Source organism: Pilosibacter fragilis, assembly GCF_032490495.1.
GTDB classification, from domain to species: Bacteria; Bacillota; Clostridia; order Lachnospirales; family Lachnospiraceae; genus Pilosibacter; species Pilosibacter fragilis.
Window position 1 is genome coordinate 58189 of record NZ_JAVYJB010000003.1, and the last position, 18048, is coordinate 76236.

An 18048-nucleotide genomic window follows, 5' to 3' on the forward strand; every position below is an offset into this window, starting at 1 on the left:
AAAAGAAAGACTGCAGAGCAAGAAAGATTGCCGTGCAGTCTTTTTCTGATGTTAGTTCGGGTTCTGTGGTGCAATATGCCAGTCACTCCACAGGTTTCCGTCAATCGTAATGGAATCGTTCAGATTCATGGATAGCATCCCTGTCGGTGTCCAGCAGTCGATCAGCCAAGTGTATGGCGTATAATCTCCATCCGGATACCAGATTGGAGTGAAATGCGTCCGCCTTTTATAGGTACTGTATCGGTTTTCCTGAAACTCATGCCGCATATCGTAGCCACTACTCATGCGGTTAAGAAGCCGCCAGAAGCCCTGATACTGGAACTCCGGGAAATAGGTGACCGCATTTTGTGCCGGAGTAACTGCGGAACTCTGTGTTGTACTGACATGGGTACGAACAGTCTCGTTGATCCCATAGCCGGATTTCATGGTTTTTCCGTTTGCGGTTGGTGCCTTCTCATCCGGTACCACCGACATATCGGCAGTCAGACTTGCAGAGTAGCGGTCGTAGTCAAACTCCCACCATCCATGATCGCACCAGTAGCCATCTCCATCTCCGCTGCTGTGCCATACCCAGTATTCCTGCCACCACGGCCGCCAGACACCCCAGTTTGCGGATGTCGCCTGTGTTTTCTGCGGCAGGTCGGGAAGTGTAAAGTCATCTTTCCGGTCATCCGCATTTGGATCTGGAGGTGGATTCTCATCCAAATCCACAATATTCACATGGATCGTTCCTTTATTTACACCGCCTCCGCCGTTCACTTCCACCGCGATTGTCATCGTCTGCGGCTCGTCCGGTGTTGTCCAGCGAATCCACGCCAGCTGGCTGTCTCCATCAGGATAGTACACCTGATCTACTGTATAGGTATTGCCTTGTACATGGAATGTCACCGAAACCGGATGGTCCGGATCACTCTGACCGCCACGCACTTCCACCGATGTAATCACTTCGGTATTGGTGCGATATTCATAATCATATGTGCTGACTTCTGGCGGTGTTGTCATTTCATTAAACCGGACAATTCCAATCCCCAGGGAGGATTTAATATCGCTGTTCGATGCCGGAGAATTTCTGCTGCCACCCCATGCGGGATAACCGAGATCCGGTGTTTCGAGAAAAATGGCAAGCGGAAGATTCTGATGGGAAAAAGACACCATTTTGGAACGCAGACCGCCGCCAAGCTGCTCGTCATACAGTGCCGCTTCGGTTGCGGTTGTGGCAATAAACACTCCCTGAAACGTGTAATATCCAAGCGGTTCAATCAGAAGTTTGTATTCTCCGGCTACCATTGTGTCAAAGTCCATCCCTGTCAACCCGGCAATGCTTCGCAGTACCTGTTCATCGGTAAAATAACTTTTTATTTCCTCAATACTGGAAGCGCCAAGACTATCGGAACTGATAATCTTTGGCAGTGCCTGCGCAGGATTGATAAATTCATAAGTGGAGCCACTGGGTGAAAGGGAAGAACCACGGTTATAAGAAACTTTACTGACTTTCCCAAAATGCGCCTGTACATTGGTTGGCTTTTTATTGGTCAGATCAATGGGTGTTGTAACCGGTGTGCCATCTTCTGCTTTCACTACCGTCACACGAACACCTTCCATCCCCGGACTCCATTTATTCTGACTGGTTCCTTGTCCCATGCCGCCTCCGCCGCCGTCAATGTTTCCCTCTCCGATTGCATACACCGGAATCGCAAATAACAGGGAACAGAGGAGCAATAAGACTACCAGCAGACTGATTTTCTTCTTCACGGCAAACCTCCTTCCAACAAAAAAACACCGTGCTTCCACGGTGTTTTTCGTCTTAATCCATAATACCGATTTTATTTCCATTTTCGTACATATCATCGGCTGTGCTTCCACTGCCTCCGGTATCCGTTACCCAACCAAATCCCGGCAGATAAACCTGCCCGTCTTTGGTATCACCACCCTGCGGCTCGTTTGGCTCCGGTGGAAGTTCCTCCGGCTGTTCTACATCTTCATGTTCCACAGGTTCCGGTGGAGTATCCACTTTTGTACCATCCGGCTTAGTGGTTGGATCATGCAGTGCTTCTTCACTGGGTGTTTCCGGCTTTGTCACCTCCGGCTGGATGCTCTGTTCTGACTGATCTGTCTGTGCCGGACGGTTATCCACGGGAGGCTTCGTTTCTGCACTCTGGCCGCTTTCCTTATCAGGCGGGAGCGTTATATCTGAAGATTCCTTATCGTCTTTCCCGGAAGATTTGCTGGGATCAACTACAACTTCTGTAGTTGTGGAACTTTCCCCCACTGTCTTATCTTCTCCGGAAGAAGATTTCCCGAATTGAAGTGCAATTGCGGCGATCAGGGCAACACAGATGATTGCACCCGATCCGACAGCCAGATATTTTTTTGTTTTTTCTGTCATTTTCATACCACTTTTACCTCCTTGTGTAGGATTGACACCTTTTATTATGACTTAACATACTATAACCTTCTTTACAAGTCCAGCGGATTTCCAAAGTTCTAAAATACTTCTATATATCCGGCCTGAACTTTGAGCGTTATTACCATAGATGGGAGCAGTTTGCCTCCAAACCGAACCGGAACTTCCAGACGTACCACCGCATCTGCTTCAAACCTCTGTGCATTTTTCGGATCGGACGGAGCCAGCGGAGCATTCCGTATCGTTACATCTAAACGGTCAATGGCAAACTCCATTTCCTCATCCCCGATATATTTTACACGCCGCCCGCCCTGAGATTGTGTGCCGATGGCGTCATCCAAGTAAGCATAGATATCGCCTGTATTGAGCGTTTCCTCCCAATCTTCTGCATCATCCGGCATATATCCTCCCGAATATCCCTCACGGACTCCATGATAAACACCCGCATAGTTATCATTAACGGTAGAAATAATGGCATCCTCCACAGCTTCCCGAACTCCGGAAGCAATGACCTGCAGGCGAAAATACTCGCTGATGCCGCACAGGAAAATGATAAGCGTCAGCACAATGGCAATGGTCAGGGGAAAGGAGGCACCACCGGTATCCATTAAGATTTTCCTGATTCTCTTAAACATGGGCTGCACCTCATTTCCAATACACTTCCGATTTTCCGGAGGCTTGTGAACGCAGAGTGATTGGGAATGAGCCGAATTCTCCGAACAGACCGATTTCCGTATCCAAAGTAAGTGTGACCGTGACTTCCTCGTTCAGCTGGATTTCTCCGCTTTCTGACCATGAAATATCCGGAGCAAGCCCTGTCTTTTCCTGCAAAATCTCAGCCCGTCTGTTTGTTTCTGTACCGACTTTTCCGGACACTTCTGCTTCCCGTACCAGCTCGGTTGCAAACATATCCAACTGCTGTTTTTGGATAAACACAGGAAGCACCCGCATGGCAAGGGCCAACACCAGCACAGCGCATAATACCAGTACCACTACATCCACATACCCCTCTGCACGTTTGTCATGAAGCACTTCCTGCAGTCGTTTCAGCACATGGTCACCCCCTGTTCCAAAGAGGGGCATTCGGCATCCTTCTCTGCCATTTGATATTCGCCTTCACCAATCCCTTGATCCGCCATTCGCCACAGCACATGATCCAGTTCTTCGTGATAGTCGTATTCTTGTGCCATATGCCATTCATCCCGCACAACTTCAAACGGATTCTCAAACTGCAAAAGGTAATCGGCGTATTCCGCCATCACTCCATCCACATTCAGCCCTTCATAGACTAACTTGGCAGCAGCAATTTCTGAAGCCATTTCAATCAAATCCGGCGCCCGCTTTGTCTTTAACTGCTGGATATACGTTTCGTATCCGGCTTTGATACGTTCTTTCAGTTTCTGTTTCTTATCATGCTCCTGCATACCATCCACCTCTTTTTGTGACTCAGCCTCCTGTAAAAGATCCGTCAGCATATAGCATATACCGTGTCTCCAGTTGGCGCTCAATACGGATTCCTTGAGAAGTTCCTCTGCATCCAACATCATTTTACAGCCGGATTCGCCGGGATGTGCTGCAACCGGTTTGCCTGCTAACAGTTCCTTAGCCTGCTGCGGTGACAGATCCACATAACCGCCCGGTGTCATCATCTGAAAGTTGTCGTTGGGATATTTCTTTAAAAAATCTTTTACCAGCATCTTGCATTCCTCCTTAAAACATTCCGCCGAGGCTTTGGATTGCCACATAGCAGATAATCGCCAGATACGTCAGCAGAAAACACATCAGCATAGCAAAGGAAAATACCCGGATCTTCGGCGGAATCTTCTGGGCCTCAGCTTTCAGACGCTGCAGTTCAATCTGCTTGAAATCATGTGATAACATCTGGAAATAAACCGCACTGTCATCTCCGCGAAGCACACCGATCAATCCCCGGACAACGTCCGACAGCATCGGTGAGTTCAGCCTTGCTTCAAACCGTGTCAAAGCTGCTTCATAGTTGGATGAGCGCATATCCGCCAGCAGGATATCCAGCTCTCCGGTCAGTGCTTGCCCGGCATTTCCTTTGAACCGTTCCAGCATCCCGATTACATTCCGGCTTGCTTTCAGCTCCTGTTCAATCGTTGCCACCAGACGTGGAAGCTCCCGTTCAATCTCATCCCGTTTTGCTTTGAGGCGCTCATCTGCCTTTTGCGTTTCTTTAAAATAGAGCAGCACCGCAAGAATGACTACCACCGGTGACAAAAGCGGCAGCAAAAACAGGCACGGAATGACTGCGCTCAGTACAGCACCGGATTTTACAATGGCATACGCCTGATACACTTCCGGTGACAGGTTCAGACCGCTGGCCTTTAGGATGTTGTTCATCCGTCCTCGTTTGTACTCATCCATATGAATCCATTTGGACAGCCGGACCGCTGCCGTCATCAAATGGGTTTCCAGGCTTTTGGCTGCTTTTCGTTCCTGCTTAACCGTACCAAGCATGGCTTTGGCTGCGCCAATCGTAGGCAGACGGAGAATGGAAGCCACAATAAAAAACAACCCCAATGCAAGGAAGGCTCCGAATAAAAATAATAATCCTGTCATCCGGTTCACCTCCTGTATTCAATCGGGCGTGTCAGCTTGACCACAAATCCTGCCGATATAAAGATAACCGCCGCAGTTATGGAGAGGATGATCTGTCCGAGCATGGTATGCATCAGCACGTCATACCAGTCCTGATTGAGCATGTACATCAGCGGAATGTTCCCGATGACAAAAATGACCATGATCATGAATTCCTTGCGTGGTTCCGCAATCAGATATTCCAGCTCCGCATTGACGTTACGCATATCCGATAACTTGGCAACGATAGGGGTGAGGGTAGTTTTCAGGCTGCGGTCACGCTGACAGTCACTGACAGCATCGCACCATTCCCAAAAGACTTCATTTTCAATCTGCCCTCGCATAGTATGGATCGCTGCTTCCACATCGGGATTTACCAGCCGGATCTGCATCAGGAAATGTTCAAACACTTTGGATACCGGTGGATTTAAGTACGTGATATTTTCTTCTACCGCCGTCACAATATCTTCGGTCCTTAAATAGGCGGTCGTAATGACGGAGAGGGCGGTTTCCAGTTCTGCGGATACATCCCGTTTATAGTGGCTGGCCGTTAGCTTTACATACCAAAACGGGAGAAATAAAAAGCCCACTGCAAGGACCGGAGCCAGAAAAAAATTCCCAAGCAAAATGGCAAGGGAACCGCCCAGACAGAACAGCCCAAGAGAAACCGCGCACACGATTGAAAAATGGCTGCCGCGTCCGGTCATCTCCAAAACAGCCTGTGCTTCTCCGATCTCACGCCGGAAGATTCCCGGCTTTTTTCTGCCTGATGATTCTTTGAGCTTGTCCCGGATTCCTTTTTTCGGACGTAGCAGGAATGCAAACAGACTGTCTGTAAATTCCACGGGTTTTAAATGCAGAAGCAGAAATGCTCCTACAATCAATCCGGCGCAAGATAGTAACTGTATGGCTGTCATGATATTTCAACCTCCTTTTCTGCAGGCATGGTCAGCAGGCGTTCCAACATATCCTGCGGCATCCCGTTTTCCATCAGTCTCCTTGCAAGGCTTTCCGAAATAGGATTAACCTGACGATGACTGCCCGCAATGATAAATTTCCCGTTTTCTACACGGTTCTCCGTGATATGGTACTGAAACAACGGGCGGAATTTCCGTGTCCCATCTGTCTGGATCTCACATTCCATGATCTCCATCAGACGGCGCTCCTTATTTTCCAACTGCTTACAAAATGCCACAATGGGATAGGCTTCCGTCACAAATCCCATCAAGGTTTCGTCGCTCATGTCAACGGCACGCTTACACAGGGAAACCATACGGCGGTAAGTGGCATCGCAGCTCATGGAGTGGATCGTTGTTACCACCGCCACACCGGTTCTGGCTGCTTCCTGCGCGGCATTCGCCTCCGGTCCGCGCATTTCACCCACAACAATGATATCCGGATTGAATCGCAGAGCCATATCCAGCAGTGCAATCTGGTCAACCCTCTGGCGCTCATTTTCACTGTCTCTTGTCAGTGTATGGACAACGGAATTGACTACTTTCCCGTCTTTTCGCCGCACCAATGCCAACTCTCTGGAGCCGTTTTCAATGCTATAAATTCGTTTCCCGTCCGGAATCGTGGTAAGAAGCCAGCCGAGCAGTGTGGTCTTTCCGGAGCTGGTAGCCCCTGCCACACACACAGAGATCCCATATCGGATACATTCCGCAAGAAAATCCAGCATGGAATCGGTTGCGGTTCCGCCATTTACAAAATCTTCTTTCTTCATACTCTGCGGATTCACGATTCGAATGGATGCGGCCACGCCCACATCTTCATCAACAATGGGGGTTTTCAGCACAGCGATACGGATATTTTTGGAGAGATGCCCCAGAACACTGGGACTGGCATCATCCAGCACCATGCCGGAGACATGAAGCATACGGCGCACTACGTTGATTGCGTGTTCCGGGCTGTCAAAATGTTCTTCCAACTTTTTTGTGACACCGCCTGAGAACTGTACTTCCACGTCATCCCATGCGTTGATATCGATTTCTTCAATGCCTTCCCCATAGATGTACTTGGTCAAAAAACCGAATTCCGCCATTTCGGAATAGATGGCATCTACCAGGTCCTCTGCCGTCATCCCATTCACATGGATACGATGATCCTGAATGTACTTCCCTGCAAATCGACGGATCTGAGACTTGATTTCTTCATTGTTTCCCGCAGTCACCAAACTGCTGTATTCTTTGGAAAGGTATGCCTGCACTTCACGAAGCACAGAAGAAAAATCACGGCTCTCATCTTCCGGAGCGAAAAACAGGTCATGGGTCCGCAGAGTTTTCTGTTCCCTTTTCGGCGGCACATATACATCCTCATCATCCTGCATTTCCGAAAGTTCTTCTGCCTCTTTTTTGTTCTGACTTTCTTCTTTTGGAGAAGTTGTATCCCAAACATTCTCCACAATCGGGTAGTCCGGGCCAAATTGAAGCTCTCCAAATCGTGAGACTGCATGTTCAGGGGGAGGTGTTTGATGCTCATCAGACGGAGAATGCATTCGCTGAACATCTTTTGAAGAATCCTCCAAAAATGCGGGCTTGCTGCGTCTTTCTCCTAACATCCGAACACCTCCTTTGTAATAGCCTCGATGGATTTACGAAAACCGCGGCTGTCTTTCATGCTCAGTTCCGTGAACAGGTTTCCCTCCAATACCTGTGCGAAGACTTCTTCCGAATGCGGGATCTGGAATGCTACACTGCCAAGCACCTGCTCGATATGGCCGCTGGCTTCATTTGCCCGTACATTGCTTGCGACCTTGTACTGCTTATCCGCATCCCATTTGCTCTCACGCAACAGGGGAAGCTGGCTAGACAGATAACTGATGGACTTTAAATCACAGTTTACCAGCCGGAGGACCGCATCCGATTCCATCAGGGCAATAGCGGATAAGATATCATTGGCAATGTAACTGCCGCAGTCAATGATGATATAGGGGGCAATTCCCCGCAGGCACTGTAAAAGTTCTTCCGCCTGTGTCCGTTCATAGGGAGGATAGGTGTATTCATTTTCTCCCTTCCGCATTCCCAAAAGCGTCAGATGACGGAACCGTTTGTGCGTAATACAATTGTGCCGTACCAGTGATTCGGATACATGCGTTGCTGCAAGGATACTGCCCAGGGAGTGTTCTTCCTCCAACTCTCCCGGCGGGCAGATGCAGGGAAGCATTGGGGTATTCATATCACACAGCAGCAAGGCAACATCCCGTTTCTGCATGGCAAGGCGGGCAGCCAGTTTAACCGCAACTGTGGTCTTGCCGGAACCGGGACTGCCCCAGACAGCGAGCATTTGATTTTCATTCTCCGGCATCTGCTCCTGCACTTCTTCACCGGATCTGCGGGAAAAGATACTGTTTTTCAAGAAATTCAAGGCTTACTCCACCTCGCTTTCTGCAGGAACGGTTTCCGATTCTTCGGCCTCACTTTCTTCATTTTCTTTTTCTGTTTGCTCAGATGGGTTTTCTTCTTCAACCGGTGGATACAGTTCCGCCAATACAGCCTCCTGCGCTTCAATAAATACGACGGCGTTTTTCTGCTCTCCACGATATACCAAAGACAGGTGAAGTTTTCCGTCTGCCTCAAGCTCTGCAAGGATTTTGGATTGTTCCGGCGTCACTAAAAGCGTCACTGTATCCGGCAGTTCCCGTTCTTCGCTTTCTTCTGTCTGTTCGCCTGTATTGGCATCTGAGCCGCTGTTTGCGGTTACCGCAATCACTTCCACATACTGCAGTTCCGCAGGGATGACGGTAGAACCCTGCTTTTTGTAATCCGGTGCGATTACAGAGACAATATCACCGCTCTGCAGCTTTCCGGACAGTCCGTTTGCAAAGTTCTTTACAGATACGGAAATGGCCTGCTTTTCTCCGGTCAGGTGATAAAGATAGGCGTTCTCTGCCGTCGGTTCCTCCGCAAGTTTGGATGAAAGAATATAATCGCCCACAGCCAGATCTGCTGTTGCAAATTTGCCTATGACCGTATCGGAACTTTTCACAACATCTTCCGGCAGGTTGTATCCACCGACTTCCACCTGCTTTACCATGTCAGATTGGATTTCCTCTCCATTTTTCACAGGCTTTACTACACGGACAATCTCTGTTTTCTCGCTGATGCTCTGATTAAAGAGCGGTGTTACCGCAAAACAAATGATCAGGGAAAGCACAATGCAGATGACACCGATCACAGTCCGGTTTTTCAAAAGATTCATAGCAATTTCCTCCTTTGGTTAAAAAAGGCGGGCCTCTGTAAAGAAACCCGCCGAATACGTTACTTAGAAATATACCTTTTGCGGCGGCAAAGCAGGAAAGCTGTCGTCCCTGCAACAACCGGTATCATTGTACATACGGCAATCATGATTTTCTTTTTCATAGATTCATTCCTCCGATATTCATAAAATATATGACAGCGGCTCCTGCTGCCAGAAAGGGGCCTACCGGCAGCGGAGCCTGTTTTTCGTTCTTCCGGTATCTTTGATACATCTGAAGTCCCATGCCGTAAATAACAAATCCTGCAAGACCGATCACAGAGGCAAAAAGCCCTCCTGAAAGTCCCAATACCGATCCCAAAGCCCCGGCCAGCTTCACATCACCTCCGCCGATTCCTTTCCCGTTCCGGCAGCACAACGCTGCCGCCAGATAGGGGAATGCTGTTAGAATGCCCAAGAGATGCTGTGGTTGGAACTGCAGAAGGGATAATGCCGCAATCCCAACCTGCAGGCCATCCGGTATCGTCCTTTTTGAAATATCCCAAACTGATACAGCTATCAAAAGGATCAGGAACAATACCGCCTGTATGGGCAGCAGGATTTGCCGAAAGGTAATGGATACTCCCTCCAAAAGTGCCGGATCAACCGCCATAATCAAACATTTCTTTGACACGGTCGACCAGAGTCGGAAGCACGGTATCATTAAACAGGGCATAGAGACCGGCTAACAGCAATGCGCCAAGTACCACTGCGATCAGAATCTTGATGGCGGTATCCACATAACCTTCGCCGGAAGTTTCTCTCAATTTTGCTTTCGCTTCCAGCATTTTGAGCGTCATGGCAGTGCGGATTTTGAGCATCTGGTTTTTCATCATTTTCATATCGTTTTCCTCCATTTTCGTGATTGTAGGTTGGTTTTGATTACATTCCGGCCATCTGCTGACCGTTTCGAGGAGCTTCTGCTTGCTGTACAGGGGACGCCTGCGGCGGAGCCTGTGCCAGTTCCAATGCCTGATGGTAAGCATCCATAACAGCGCCGTACAGCTGGTTGCGAAATTCTGCCGTTACGGGGAAACAGATCTCCTTGTAGCCATCCTGTGTCTTACGGCTGGGCATGGATACAAACAGGCCGTCTTTACCGCCCTCGACAAGTTTGATTCCCCGGACGGCAAAGCACCCGTCTATGGTAGCGGATGCGTAGGCTCTGGTTCCTCCCTGGGTTCCGGGCGGATACATGGAATTGATTCGGACATCGATTTGGGGCATAGTAGTTCCTCCTTTTTTTCTGCTGCTTTTTCATTTCATGGTTCCTTTCTGTGTATCTGTTCAGTAAAGAACTGACAGCAATCTGCCTGCTCTAAAACTGCATGGTATGGGATGTCCTTATGGCTTGCTCCGGAGAGTTGAAGTCCACCTGTTGAAAGCCGAACCGATCCACATAGTGAAAAGAACTGCTCTCTCTGTCATATAACTCCAGAACATCGCTCATGGAAAGGGAATGTCCGGTATATCCTTCCGGCCATTCTGTATTGAATGTCGTATAGAGTGCCTCCAGATCATTGGTTTCTACGGCTCCGTCATATACCAACTGATACTGCTCTGCACTCGGAGAGCCGAATTGCCTGCACATTTCCTCATAACTGATAAACTTCATACGGATATCCACATCCGGTTTTAACTGCCAGACACGCACATTTTTCAGTACCGGCTGGTCAGGGGAAGGTTCTGCCTGGTTCACCAGCCGGTCAAAGACGCCGTTCTGCCATTTAACTTCCCGAATATCCCGCTGATGGTTTAAAAAGTCTTTCAATTCTTCCCGTTCAAACATGGGATCGACAACGGCCTGTCCGTCCTGTACCATGCCGACACGGTTTCCGTAATAAACAATGACTCCATTCCGGATCTGAATGGGCTTCATTTCTCATCACTCTCCTTTATCCCATTTGAATTCCTCCCTCTGGCTGCTGTGGGAATGCCTGAAGATCCTGCTCACTTGGAAATACCAGTTTTCCTTCTACAATCTCCATCACAGCAAAATCATTCCTGTCACAGATCAGCACACGATGCTGATAGTCCTTTTGCATCTGCACATAGTCCCGGACTTCCTCTGGACTGCACAGCCATACCCCGGCAGCATACCTGCCATCCGGAAGAAAACTATAGCCGGAATACTGCGGTGTATGCTCAGAAAGATCTGCCGCACCTGCCGGTCGGATCTGTGAAAGTTGAAGCTTGGCACTATCCGGCAGAAGTTCCGGTCTGAGAAGCCCCATCACATCCTGCTTTCTGCACCATGTAACTTCACCGGTTTTAAGGGAAACCGTTTGCAAGGCATCCCCAGCATCCTTCTGGCAAAAGAAAAGCTGCCCTGTTTCATTTTCAGGCAGCACAAGCACACGATTCATCAGGTTTTCCGGCAGGTTCTGTTGTACGCAATCTTCCTGCGTATAGACACGCATCGTTTATCCCTCCTTTTTCTGAAGCAGGCTGCTCAATTCCCCAAGCAGTTCCAGACGTTTGCTGTCCGGCATCGCTTTAACTGCCGCACGCACATAGGCTTCCACTGCTTCCGATGACTGATCGCCAACCTCCACAATGTCCACCTTTGTGACGGTTATCCTGCCGCTGCTCAGACCAATACGCACAATATCCCCGTATTCCATATGGGCAGTTTCCCGCAGTGCCTTTGGAATCAGCACTCTCCCTTTGCTGTCAACCAGCTTATAAATTGGTTTACTCATAATTAAACCCTCCTTTTTCTATTACATCCGCCACTTCCTTTGGAGTCATCCCCATTGCGGAAAACAAATCAATAAATGGCTGCTGTACGGTACTTAAAGGCGCTTTTTCTCCAATCAGTATCACGCCGGGGATCGTTTCAATCACCAGATCGGTATCCGGTGAGATGTCTGCCGCATGGAGCAGCGTATTGGGAATGGACAGAACACTCTGTCGCCCGCTTCTTTTCTTTTTCTGTTTTTTATGTCTCATAGTGCCTCTCTTTCCGGGGACCATACCCCTGTAATTTCATAGCAGTCCTCATCATCTTCTTCACCCAATCCGAACAGACGCATCTGTCTTGGCTGTGACCGTTCCATTTCTTTCGGATCATAATTGGTAATAATCACTTCCGGAAACTCACAGCCGCCTTCATATCTTTGGGCGAGATTGTTCAGCCGGGTAACGGCAGTGATATAATATCCGTCATACAATTCGCGGATAAAATCACAGTCGTTATAGCTTACCATCCACTTCCCGCGGCAGGCTTTCAGCGTATCCCGAAGCCTCATATGATCCTCCTTTCGGAACACCACCTCATAATGGCCTTCGGTTTCATAGTAAGGCGGATCGCAATAAAAAAAGGCGTTGTCACGGTCATACTGCCGTATCAACGCCTCAAAGTCCTTATTCTCGATTACGGTTTCAGAAAGCCTGTGAGATGCCTGCCAGATTGCGTCAAAGCATTTCCGCACATCGAATGGCTGGCATCCGAAAGAGGTACAGCCGCTGCCGTAGCTGTATCGGATCAGTTTGAAAAAAGCCGCCGCCCGTTTGACATCCGTCATCTGTGCATTTTCCAAAAGGATCGCGCGGATTTCCTCATAATCAGGCGGGGAGAGGTTCTGCTCGGCAAGAGTCAGTTCCTCCTGCAAAAATGTGGTGTCCGGCTCCTGCTTTTCCAAGAATGTGCGGATCATGGAAAACTCATCCCGGCTGTTGATCGGTAAAAATCCCAGTTCCAGCAAAAAAGCACATGTCCTGTTCTTGACACAGTAAAAAAGATTTGCCAGATTGGAATTGTAGTCGTTATAAACCTCCAGCTTCCGCTTCAGATTCGGCGGTTTTCCAAACAATACCCATCCACCGCCGCCAAATACTTCAATGTACCGGTCAAACTGAACGGGGAACATCGTGTAAATCAGTTTCCGCAGGGCCTTCTTTCCGCCTACCCATGCAATAAAACTGTTCATGCCGCATCACCTCCTTCCGGCGGCAGGCTATTCATGGCTGCATGGTCATTTCTCCGCCTGATGGCTGTGGTTCTAATCGTGCCTCCAATTGTTCAGCTGTTTCTTTCTGGAACTCCGAAAGGCTCATGTCCTCTCCAAGATATCCCCAGTCCTCCGGATAATAGCTTCCTGATTCATCCATCGGAAACGGTTCTTTGCTTAGTATCGTTCCCCAATGATTCACCAATACAAACGGTTTCACTTCCGCCATGTTACCGTCAAGGTCATCGGAATCCCTGACATCATAGCAAAAAATTCCTTCCGGAACCGTATCCCGGTCAAGCCGCATATTGGTAAACAGCACAACGTTATGATCAATCTCCGCCAGTTCATACTTCTGTGTGTTGGCATCCAATCCCTTCATTTACATTCCTCCCATCTGCATGGATTCTGTCTGACTGTATTTTGATACGAACGGGTTCTCGTTGCGTAAGATCATACCGTATGCGGTCTGGACATGTCCGGCTTGCTGCATCTGCCGCTCACCATATCCCATAAAATCGAACATGGCAAAAGCCGGATCGTTTGGATCGATTCCGGCTTCTCTGAAAATATATTCCGCATATGCCGCAGGGGAGTACATCTTGGGATCAAAATCATAACAGTCAAGGTTTTCTGCAACATCCAATGCAAAATCAATTTCATTGCGGATTTCCAACTCCAATGCCGCCTTGAATTTTGCCAGAGTCCTTTGATCCGGAAACGCCTGTATTTTCTGTGCCAGAGTATTGAGCTTTTCCACATCTTCGTCACCGGCAAGGGGATAGGGAAAAGCGGTGCTGATACTGCCCGCTATCAGGCAGTTATCAAAAGAGTGTTCGCCCAGCTGTTTCAGCACACTCTGCATTTCCTGCTCTGTTGCAGGCAGTTCCAGCCATACACCGACTTCATCCGGCTTATCAAGACTGCTCAACAGAACAGATATCACGCCTTTTGGCATATCAGGAATATCCGGCAAATGAATTCCGTCATACCATTCCTGATGCGGCATACTGTTTGGGAATATATATCCGGCTTCTGTATAAGTTCCCATATCCGAACGCCGCATTTCCTGCCCGACTTTTTCTTCATCCAATAAATCCCCAAGTACAGAGAAGAGATGCTGAACTGTTTGATAGCTTGCAGGAAAGTTAAGCCATGCTCCTGCATCTGTTTGTGGAGTCCTTAAATATACATTCAGCATCGTTTACTCCTTTCCGCACTCAATACGCCGCATCCATAACGGCGAATCAAAAATGCTGTGATAATCAGTTCAAATGTCATATCACCAACCAATTCCGGATCAACCAGTTCAGACAGACTGATGTGTTTGGTTCCCTGATATAAATCCTTTGCAGTATGGAACAGCACATACCCGTTTAAATCCACGCCGTGAATGTGAATCTTTTGAAAATGGATGATATCCGGTTCGATTGCGGATATTGCTTTTCCCCACAGGAATCGGTCTGCAGACAAAAGATATAATGCGGCACACATGGCATCTTCTTCTGCTGTCCGGATATGACGCTCCCATAAAGGTTCAAACCGTTCTCTGTGACCGGCAAGGAAAAAGCAGGGATGCGACTGCGCTGACAGCCGGGCCACACGGTTCACAAACGGGCTGACGCTTACCTCTGCTGTCAACTTTTCCAACAGTTCTTCGAATGGCACACAGCCTGCCACAAGCCGTTCACGCAGGCAGATACAGCCATCCGCTTTTTCGCATTTTCTTTTTCTGCTTTTATAGGCACATAGGCGACAGTCACAGTCCTTTGCGCTGTACCTAAAATGACTTACCGCCATTCCGGTTCCTCTGGAATGGAAGCCCGGAATGCGTTGCATTTCCTGCTCCGTTCCTGCATAGGGGGTGTCACTCATAAATCTTGCGGTCATATCTTCTCACTCCTTACTCTCAAAATTTCTATTGAAAGGTCATTCCGCCTCTTTCCTGCGTCGGTGTTTCCGATTGTTCCAAGGCTGCAACCGCTTCTTCCTTTGAATGGAATAATCTTTGCGGAGAGGCTCGATGAAAAAGCCCGGTATGGCTGCGTACCCCGAAGTATCTTCCGTCATAGCTCTCCACGGTATATTCACAGGTGCTTTTCTTGGCTTTATTGATGATCATCACGCAGGTATCACCTTTGTTCCATCCATATGGAAAATCGTAAACCTGCTCTTGCTGTCTTGTTTTCATAATTCTCTGCCATCCTTTCTTCTTACCAAAAATGCGCAATAAAAAAGACCGGTCATCCTGAGTTTCCTACTGACCGATCCTGTTGTTTGCTGTTTTAAGAAAACTCCATTTTCATGCCTTCTTCCGGCTCTGAGGATGTGATATTCACATAATCGGCAATAACCATCAACGCTTCCTCATAGCTGTGACATTCTCCGCCTGTGATTCTCTGCCGCATTTTTTCCGCCTGCTCATACATTCCATTCTCTTTCAGAGTTCGGGATGCGATTCCCATCAGATTAAAAATATTTCCATCTTCACCAATGAGCGGACAATCCGGTTTTGCCTGCTGCCTCTTTGAAAAACCGCCCAGTTTGTTTTCCACATAATCGGAGAGCCAGGTTCCTCCAAACTGCTCACGGGTTTGGATTCTCCAAATGGCAAGTTTACCGATATCCAGTTTGTGTTTCCCAAAGGCAAAGAGCAGATTGGTAAGCCCTTCATACTGAAAGACTGCAACATCATCCAGCGGCTTTCCATCTAAAAGAATTCCCTGTTCCCGAAGAATTCCATTGATTCCATCTATCCATTCCTGAAGGTCACCGCCACACCCCTGAAGGATCAGTCCCTCTTGATGACTCATATTCTTAAGTTCTTCGGTTGTGATTTTTTTCATATTGACTCCTTTCTTCCTGTACGATTCTTTGAATATGAACACAAAAAAGACCGGTTTCATTCGCTGCGCAGAAAACGAATATCACCGGTCATTCTTCTGTTTTGCTTGTAAAAACGGGCATATATAAAAAAGAGGACCGGCGCTTTTTTCATCTGCCAATCCTCTGAATTTTCTGTTTTCATCTGTCCAAAACCCGATGTCATCTGTGAAACAGGCAAAAAATAAGGGGCAAAAACGCTCGTTTTTCGCCCCATTTTTTGCTGATTTTTTCTCAGAAAACCACAACATCTTGTGGTTGATAGGTGTTATTTCTTGTCACTACCACAATACGTCATCAGAATCACTGTCTCCACATGGCTGGTGGCCGGGAACTGGTCCACAGCCCATGCCTTCTCCGCCCTATACCCTTTCTTCTTAAAATACGCCAGATCTCTCGCCAGCGTCTCTGGATTGCAGGACACATAGACCACGCGGTCCGGATTCAAGATCGCTACAGCATCCATGAATTCTTCTGTGCTTCCGCTTCTCGGCGGATCCATAAATACCACATCGGCATGAGCGTTCTGGGAGGCCATCTGGACCATGAATTTTCCGGCATCGTTGTTGTAGAAGCGGATGTTTTTCTCGCCGTTTGCCTTCGCGTTTGTTACGGCATCCCGGACGGCATCCTTGTTTAACTCGACGCCAATGACTTCCTTCGCGGCAGACGCTGCGACGATTCCGATGGTTCCGATTCCGCAGTAGGCGTCAACAACGGTCTCTTTTCCGGTGAGTCCTGCTGCCTCGATCGCCAGGTTGTAGAGCTTCTCCGTCTGAACCGGGTTGATCTGGTAGAAGGATTTTGAGGAGATCCGGAATTTCTTGCCACAGAGGACATCGACAATAAATCCAGGTCCGTAAAGCACATGTTCCTTTTCCCCGAGGACCATGCTGGTGTCGCGGCCATTTACGTTCTGCACCACGGTCGTGATCTCCGGGTGAATCTTGCGGAGCGCCTTCACGAAGTTGTTCTTCGACGGGAACACCGGGGATGCGGTGATCAGGACTACCATGATCTCCCCTGTGGCATGGGCGGTGCGCACCAGGACATGGCGCAGGAAGCCGTATCCGGTATCCTCATCGAATACCTTCATTTTGAAGGAGGGAAGAAGTTCACGGATCGTTCCGATGATCTCGTCCGCCTTTTTGTTCTCGATCAGGCATGTCTCCACCGGGAGAACCGTGTGGGTTCCCTCTTTATATACACCGGAGATGATATGACCTTTCCTGTCGCGGGCCATGACTGCATGGACCTTGTTCCGGTAATGGAACGGGTCGTCCATGCCGATGATCTCCTCGACCCTGCAGAACGGGCGGAGAAGCTCGGAGACTTCTTTCTTTTTGTGCTCTAACTGCTTCTCATATGGCATATCCAGATACTGACAGCCGCCGCAGGTCTTGAAATGTGGACAGAGGGATTTTTTCCGCTCTGTTTTTGCTTCTGCCTGGACAGATGCATTTTTTCCTCGAACATGTGCTGTTTTGCGGTCATCCTGGCGTTTGGCTGCGGATGCCGCCTTCTTTTTGTCACCAGCGTTCACGTTTTTCTCCCCTGTAGGATTCCATGCTCCGCCATACTTTTTTTCTAATTTTTCATCAATATATCCCAGCTTTTTTTCTACACTTTTATCCGGATTTCCGTAGTTTCTTCCGTTTCTTTTCTCTGTACCGCTGACGAAATTCTGCGTTTCTTTTCTTCCGCTATTTCTTTCGGTCTTCCCGTTCACATTTCTTCCATTATTCCCGTTTCTGCCAGCGTTCTCTTTCTTCCAGCTCTTCTTTCCATTCTCCCCGGCACCTTTAAACTTCTTTTCCCTGTATTCCATAATAAATATTTCTCCATTCATATCTGAAACATTCCGCTTGATTCCCGGAATGCGGATGATTATAATAACACATAAAGTATAGCGTTTTTTCCCGGAATATTCCACTGAAACTTTTTACCTGGGACAATTCCGGCCGTTATACA

The 18048-nt window shown here is 48.3% G+C and carries 24 protein-coding genes; all 24 read right to left on the reverse strand.

Going from position 1 to position 18048, the window contains the following annotated elements:
* Positions 1-51: 51 nt before the first annotated feature.
* Positions 52-1752, reverse strand: coding sequence for a DUF8193 domain-containing protein (locus tag ABCW45_RS02840; protein WP_343220223.1), 1701 nt, complete (start codon positions 1750-1752; stop codon positions 52-54).
* Positions 1753-1804: 52 nt separating this feature from the next.
* The gene (locus ABCW45_RS02845) at positions 1805-2392 is read right to left on the reverse strand and encodes a DUF6550 family protein (protein WP_238044129.1); all 588 of its coding nucleotides are present in this window, start codon (positions 2390-2392) and stop codon (positions 1805-1807) included.
* 92 nt (positions 2393-2484) lie between these two features.
* Positions 2485-3039 carry a hypothetical protein gene (locus ABCW45_RS02850; protein ID WP_238044131.1) on the reverse strand — a complete coding sequence of 185 codons (555 nt, stop codon included), beginning with the start codon at positions 3037-3039 and terminating at the stop codon, positions 2485-2487.
* A gap of 10 nt (positions 3040-3049) precedes the next feature.
* Complete coding sequence (locus ABCW45_RS02855; protein WP_238044140.1) at positions 3050-3457, reverse strand: DUF4320 family protein; 408 nt, start codon at positions 3455-3457, stop codon at positions 3050-3052.
* Positions 3451-4101 carry a DUF3848 domain-containing protein gene (locus ABCW45_RS02860; protein ID WP_238044142.1) on the reverse strand — a complete coding sequence of 217 codons (651 nt, stop codon included), beginning with the start codon at positions 4099-4101 and terminating at the stop codon, positions 3451-3453. Before ABCW45_RS02860 ends, ABCW45_RS02855 begins: the two co-directional genes overlap by 7 nt.
* Before the next feature lie 13 nt (positions 4102-4114).
* Positions 4115-4987 carry a secretion protein F gene (locus ABCW45_RS02865; RefSeq protein ID WP_343220224.1) on the reverse strand — a complete coding sequence of 291 codons (873 nt, stop codon included), beginning with the start codon at positions 4985-4987 and terminating at the stop codon, positions 4115-4117.
* Positions 4988-4992: 5 nt separating this feature from the next.
* Entirely contained in the window at positions 4993-5922 is a 930-nt protein-coding gene (locus tag ABCW45_RS02870; RefSeq protein ID WP_343220225.1) for a type II secretion system F family protein, read from the reverse strand.
* Entirely contained in the window at positions 5919-7565 is a 1647-nt protein-coding gene (locus tag ABCW45_RS02875) for an ATPase, T2SS/T4P/T4SS family (protein WP_343220226.1), read from the reverse strand. The genes ABCW45_RS02870 and ABCW45_RS02875 overlap by 4 nt, the downstream gene beginning before the upstream one ends.
* Positions 7559-8371, reverse strand: a complete 813-nt coding sequence (locus tag ABCW45_RS02880; protein ID WP_343220227.1) for a CpaE/TadZ family protein — start codon at positions 8369-8371, stop codon at positions 7559-7561. The genes ABCW45_RS02875 and ABCW45_RS02880 overlap by 7 nt, the downstream gene beginning before the upstream one ends.
* A 3-nt stretch (positions 8372-8374) precedes the next feature.
* Positions 8375-9205: a Flp pilus assembly protein CpaB gene (cpaB, locus tag ABCW45_RS02885; protein WP_238044195.1), complete on the reverse strand. Its 831-nt coding sequence runs from the start codon at positions 9203-9205 to the stop codon at positions 8375-8377.
* A 157-nt stretch (positions 9206-9362) separates the two neighbouring features.
* Positions 9363-9854, reverse strand: coding sequence for a prepilin peptidase (locus ABCW45_RS02890; protein WP_343220228.1), 492 nt, complete (start codon positions 9852-9854; stop codon positions 9363-9365).
* Positions 9844-10041, reverse strand: coding sequence for a DUF6133 family protein (locus tag ABCW45_RS02895; protein WP_425518585.1), 198 nt, complete (start codon positions 10039-10041; stop codon positions 9844-9846). The genes ABCW45_RS02890 and ABCW45_RS02895 overlap by 11 nt, the downstream gene beginning before the upstream one ends.
* A gap of 82 nt (positions 10042-10123) precedes the next feature.
* Positions 10124-10468: a septation protein SpoVG family protein gene (locus tag ABCW45_RS02900; RefSeq protein WP_238045557.1), complete on the reverse strand. Its 345-nt coding sequence runs from the start codon at positions 10466-10468 to the stop codon at positions 10124-10126.
* 91 nt (positions 10469-10559) lie between these two features.
* Entirely contained in the window at positions 10560-11120 is a 561-nt protein-coding gene (locus tag ABCW45_RS02905) for a YodL domain-containing protein (protein WP_238045556.1), read from the reverse strand.
* A 16-nt stretch (positions 11121-11136) separates the two neighbouring features.
* On the reverse strand, positions 11137-11661 hold the full coding sequence (locus tag ABCW45_RS02910) for a hypothetical protein (RefSeq protein WP_343220230.1): 525 nt from the start codon (positions 11659-11661) through the stop codon (positions 11137-11139).
* A gap of 3 nt (positions 11662-11664) precedes the next feature.
* A complete protein-coding gene (locus tag ABCW45_RS02915) occupies positions 11665-11943 on the reverse strand; it encodes an AbrB/MazE/SpoVT family DNA-binding domain-containing protein (protein WP_238045554.1) in 279 nt (92 codons plus the stop codon).
* Complete coding sequence (locus tag ABCW45_RS02920) at positions 11936-12193, reverse strand: hypothetical protein (protein WP_343220231.1); 258 nt, start codon at positions 12191-12193, stop codon at positions 11936-11938. The genes ABCW45_RS02915 and ABCW45_RS02920 overlap by 8 nt, the downstream gene beginning before the upstream one ends.
* A complete protein-coding gene (locus ABCW45_RS02925) occupies positions 12190-13173 on the reverse strand; it encodes a DNA adenine methylase (protein WP_238045552.1) in 984 nt (327 codons plus the stop codon). Before ABCW45_RS02925 ends, ABCW45_RS02920 begins: the two co-directional genes overlap by 4 nt.
* Positions 13174-13204: 31 nt before the next feature.
* A complete protein-coding gene (locus ABCW45_RS02930; RefSeq protein ID WP_238045551.1) occupies positions 13205-13576 on the reverse strand; it encodes an LPD28 domain-containing protein in 372 nt (123 codons plus the stop codon).
* Positions 13577-14245, reverse strand: a complete 669-nt coding sequence (locus ABCW45_RS02935) for an antirestriction protein ArdA (protein WP_343220232.1) — start codon at positions 14243-14245, stop codon at positions 13577-13579. It lies immediately after the preceding gene.
* Between the two features lie 143 nt (positions 14246-14388).
* On the reverse strand, positions 14389-15084 hold the full coding sequence (locus tag ABCW45_RS02940; RefSeq protein WP_238045547.1) for a hypothetical protein: 696 nt from the start codon (positions 15082-15084) through the stop codon (positions 14389-14391).
* A gap of 28 nt (positions 15085-15112) precedes the next feature.
* A complete protein-coding gene (locus tag ABCW45_RS02945; protein ID WP_238045546.1) occupies positions 15113-15385 on the reverse strand; it encodes a hypothetical protein in 273 nt (90 codons plus the stop codon).
* Positions 15386-15479: 94 nt separating this feature from the next.
* Positions 15480-16040, reverse strand: a complete 561-nt coding sequence (locus tag ABCW45_RS02950) for a hypothetical protein (protein WP_343220233.1) — start codon at positions 16038-16040, stop codon at positions 15480-15482.
* Between the two features lie 305 nt (positions 16041-16345).
* Positions 16346-17905 (reverse strand): 23S rRNA (uracil(1939)-C(5))-methyltransferase RlmD, encoded by a 1560-nt coding sequence (gene rlmD, locus ABCW45_RS02955; RefSeq protein ID WP_343220234.1) that lies wholly within the window; start codon positions 17903-17905, stop codon positions 16346-16348.
* Between the last annotated feature and the right edge of the window lie 143 nt (positions 17906-18048).

Bases quoted from the DNA above. Each gene is read 5' to 3' on its own strand.
- ABCW45_RS02845 (WP_238044129.1), bottom strand. From the start codon at position 2,392: ATGAAAATGACAGAAAAAACAAAAAAATATCTGGCTGTCGGATCGGGT.
- ABCW45_RS02850 (WP_238044131.1), bottom strand. From the start codon at position 3,039: ATGTTTAAGAGAATCAGGAAAATCTTAATGGATACCGGTGGTGCCTCC.
- ABCW45_RS02860 (WP_238044142.1), bottom strand. From the start codon at position 4,101: ATGCTGGTAAAAGATTTTTTAAAGAAATATCCCAACGACAACTTTCAG.
- ABCW45_RS02865 (WP_343220224.1), bottom strand. From the start codon at position 4,987: ATGACAGGATTATTATTTTTATTCGGAGCCTTCCTTGCATTGGGGTTG.
- ABCW45_RS02870 (WP_343220225.1), bottom strand. From the start codon at position 5,922: ATGACAGCCATACAGTTACTATCTTGCGCCGGATTGATTGTAGGAGCA.
- ABCW45_RS02875 (WP_343220226.1), bottom strand. From the start codon at position 7,565: ATGTTAGGAGAAAGACGCAGCAAGCCCGCATTTTTGGAGGATTCTTCA.
- cpaB (WP_238044195.1), bottom strand. From the start codon at position 9,205: ATGAATCTTTTGAAAAACCGGACTGTGATCGGTGTCATCTGCATTGTG.
- ABCW45_RS02890 (WP_343220228.1), bottom strand. From the start codon at position 9,854: ATGGCGGTTGATCCGGCACTTTTGGAGGGAGTATCCATTACCTTTCGG.
- ABCW45_RS02895 (WP_425518585.1), bottom strand. From the start codon at position 10,041: ATGACGCTCAAAATGCTGGAAGCGAAAGCAAAATTGAGAGAAACTTCC.
- ABCW45_RS02900 (WP_238045557.1), bottom strand. From the start codon at position 10,468: ATGCCCCAAATCGATGTCCGAATCAATTCCATGTATCCGCCCGGAACC.
- ABCW45_RS02905 (WP_238045556.1), bottom strand. From the start codon at position 11,120: ATGAAGCCCATTCAGATCCGGAATGGAGTCATTGTTTATTACGGAAAC.
- ABCW45_RS02910 (WP_343220230.1), bottom strand. From the start codon at position 11,661: ATGCGTGTCTATACGCAGGAAGATTGCGTACAACAGAACCTGCCGGAA.
- ABCW45_RS02915 (WP_238045554.1), bottom strand. From the start codon at position 11,943: ATGAGTAAACCAATTTATAAGCTGGTTGACAGCAAAGGGAGAGTGCTG.
- ABCW45_RS02920 (WP_343220231.1), bottom strand. From the start codon at position 12,193: ATGAGACATAAAAAACAGAAAAAGAAAAGAAGCGGGCGACAGAGTGTT.
- ABCW45_RS02925 (WP_238045552.1), bottom strand. From the start codon at position 13,173: ATGAACAGTTTTATTGCATGGGTAGGCGGAAAGAAGGCCCTGCGGAAA.
- ABCW45_RS02930 (WP_238045551.1), bottom strand. From the start codon at position 13,576: ATGAAGGGATTGGATGCCAACACACAGAAGTATGAACTGGCGGAGATT.
- ABCW45_RS02935 (WP_343220232.1), bottom strand. From the start codon at position 14,245: ATGGGAACTTATACAGAAGCCGGATATATATTCCCAAACAGTATGCCG.
- ABCW45_RS02940 (WP_238045547.1), bottom strand. From the start codon at position 15,084: ATGACCGCAAGATTTATGAGTGACACCCCCTATGCAGGAACGGAGCAG.
- ABCW45_RS02945 (WP_238045546.1), bottom strand. From the start codon at position 15,385: ATGAAAACAAGACAGCAAGAGCAGGTTTACGATTTTCCATATGGATGG.
- ABCW45_RS02950 (WP_343220233.1), bottom strand. From the start codon at position 16,040: ATGAAAAAAATCACAACCGAAGAACTTAAGAATATGAGTCATCAAGAG.
- rlmD (WP_343220234.1), bottom strand. From the start codon at position 17,905: ATGGAATACAGGGAAAAGAAGTTTAAAGGTGCCGGGGAGAATGGAAAG.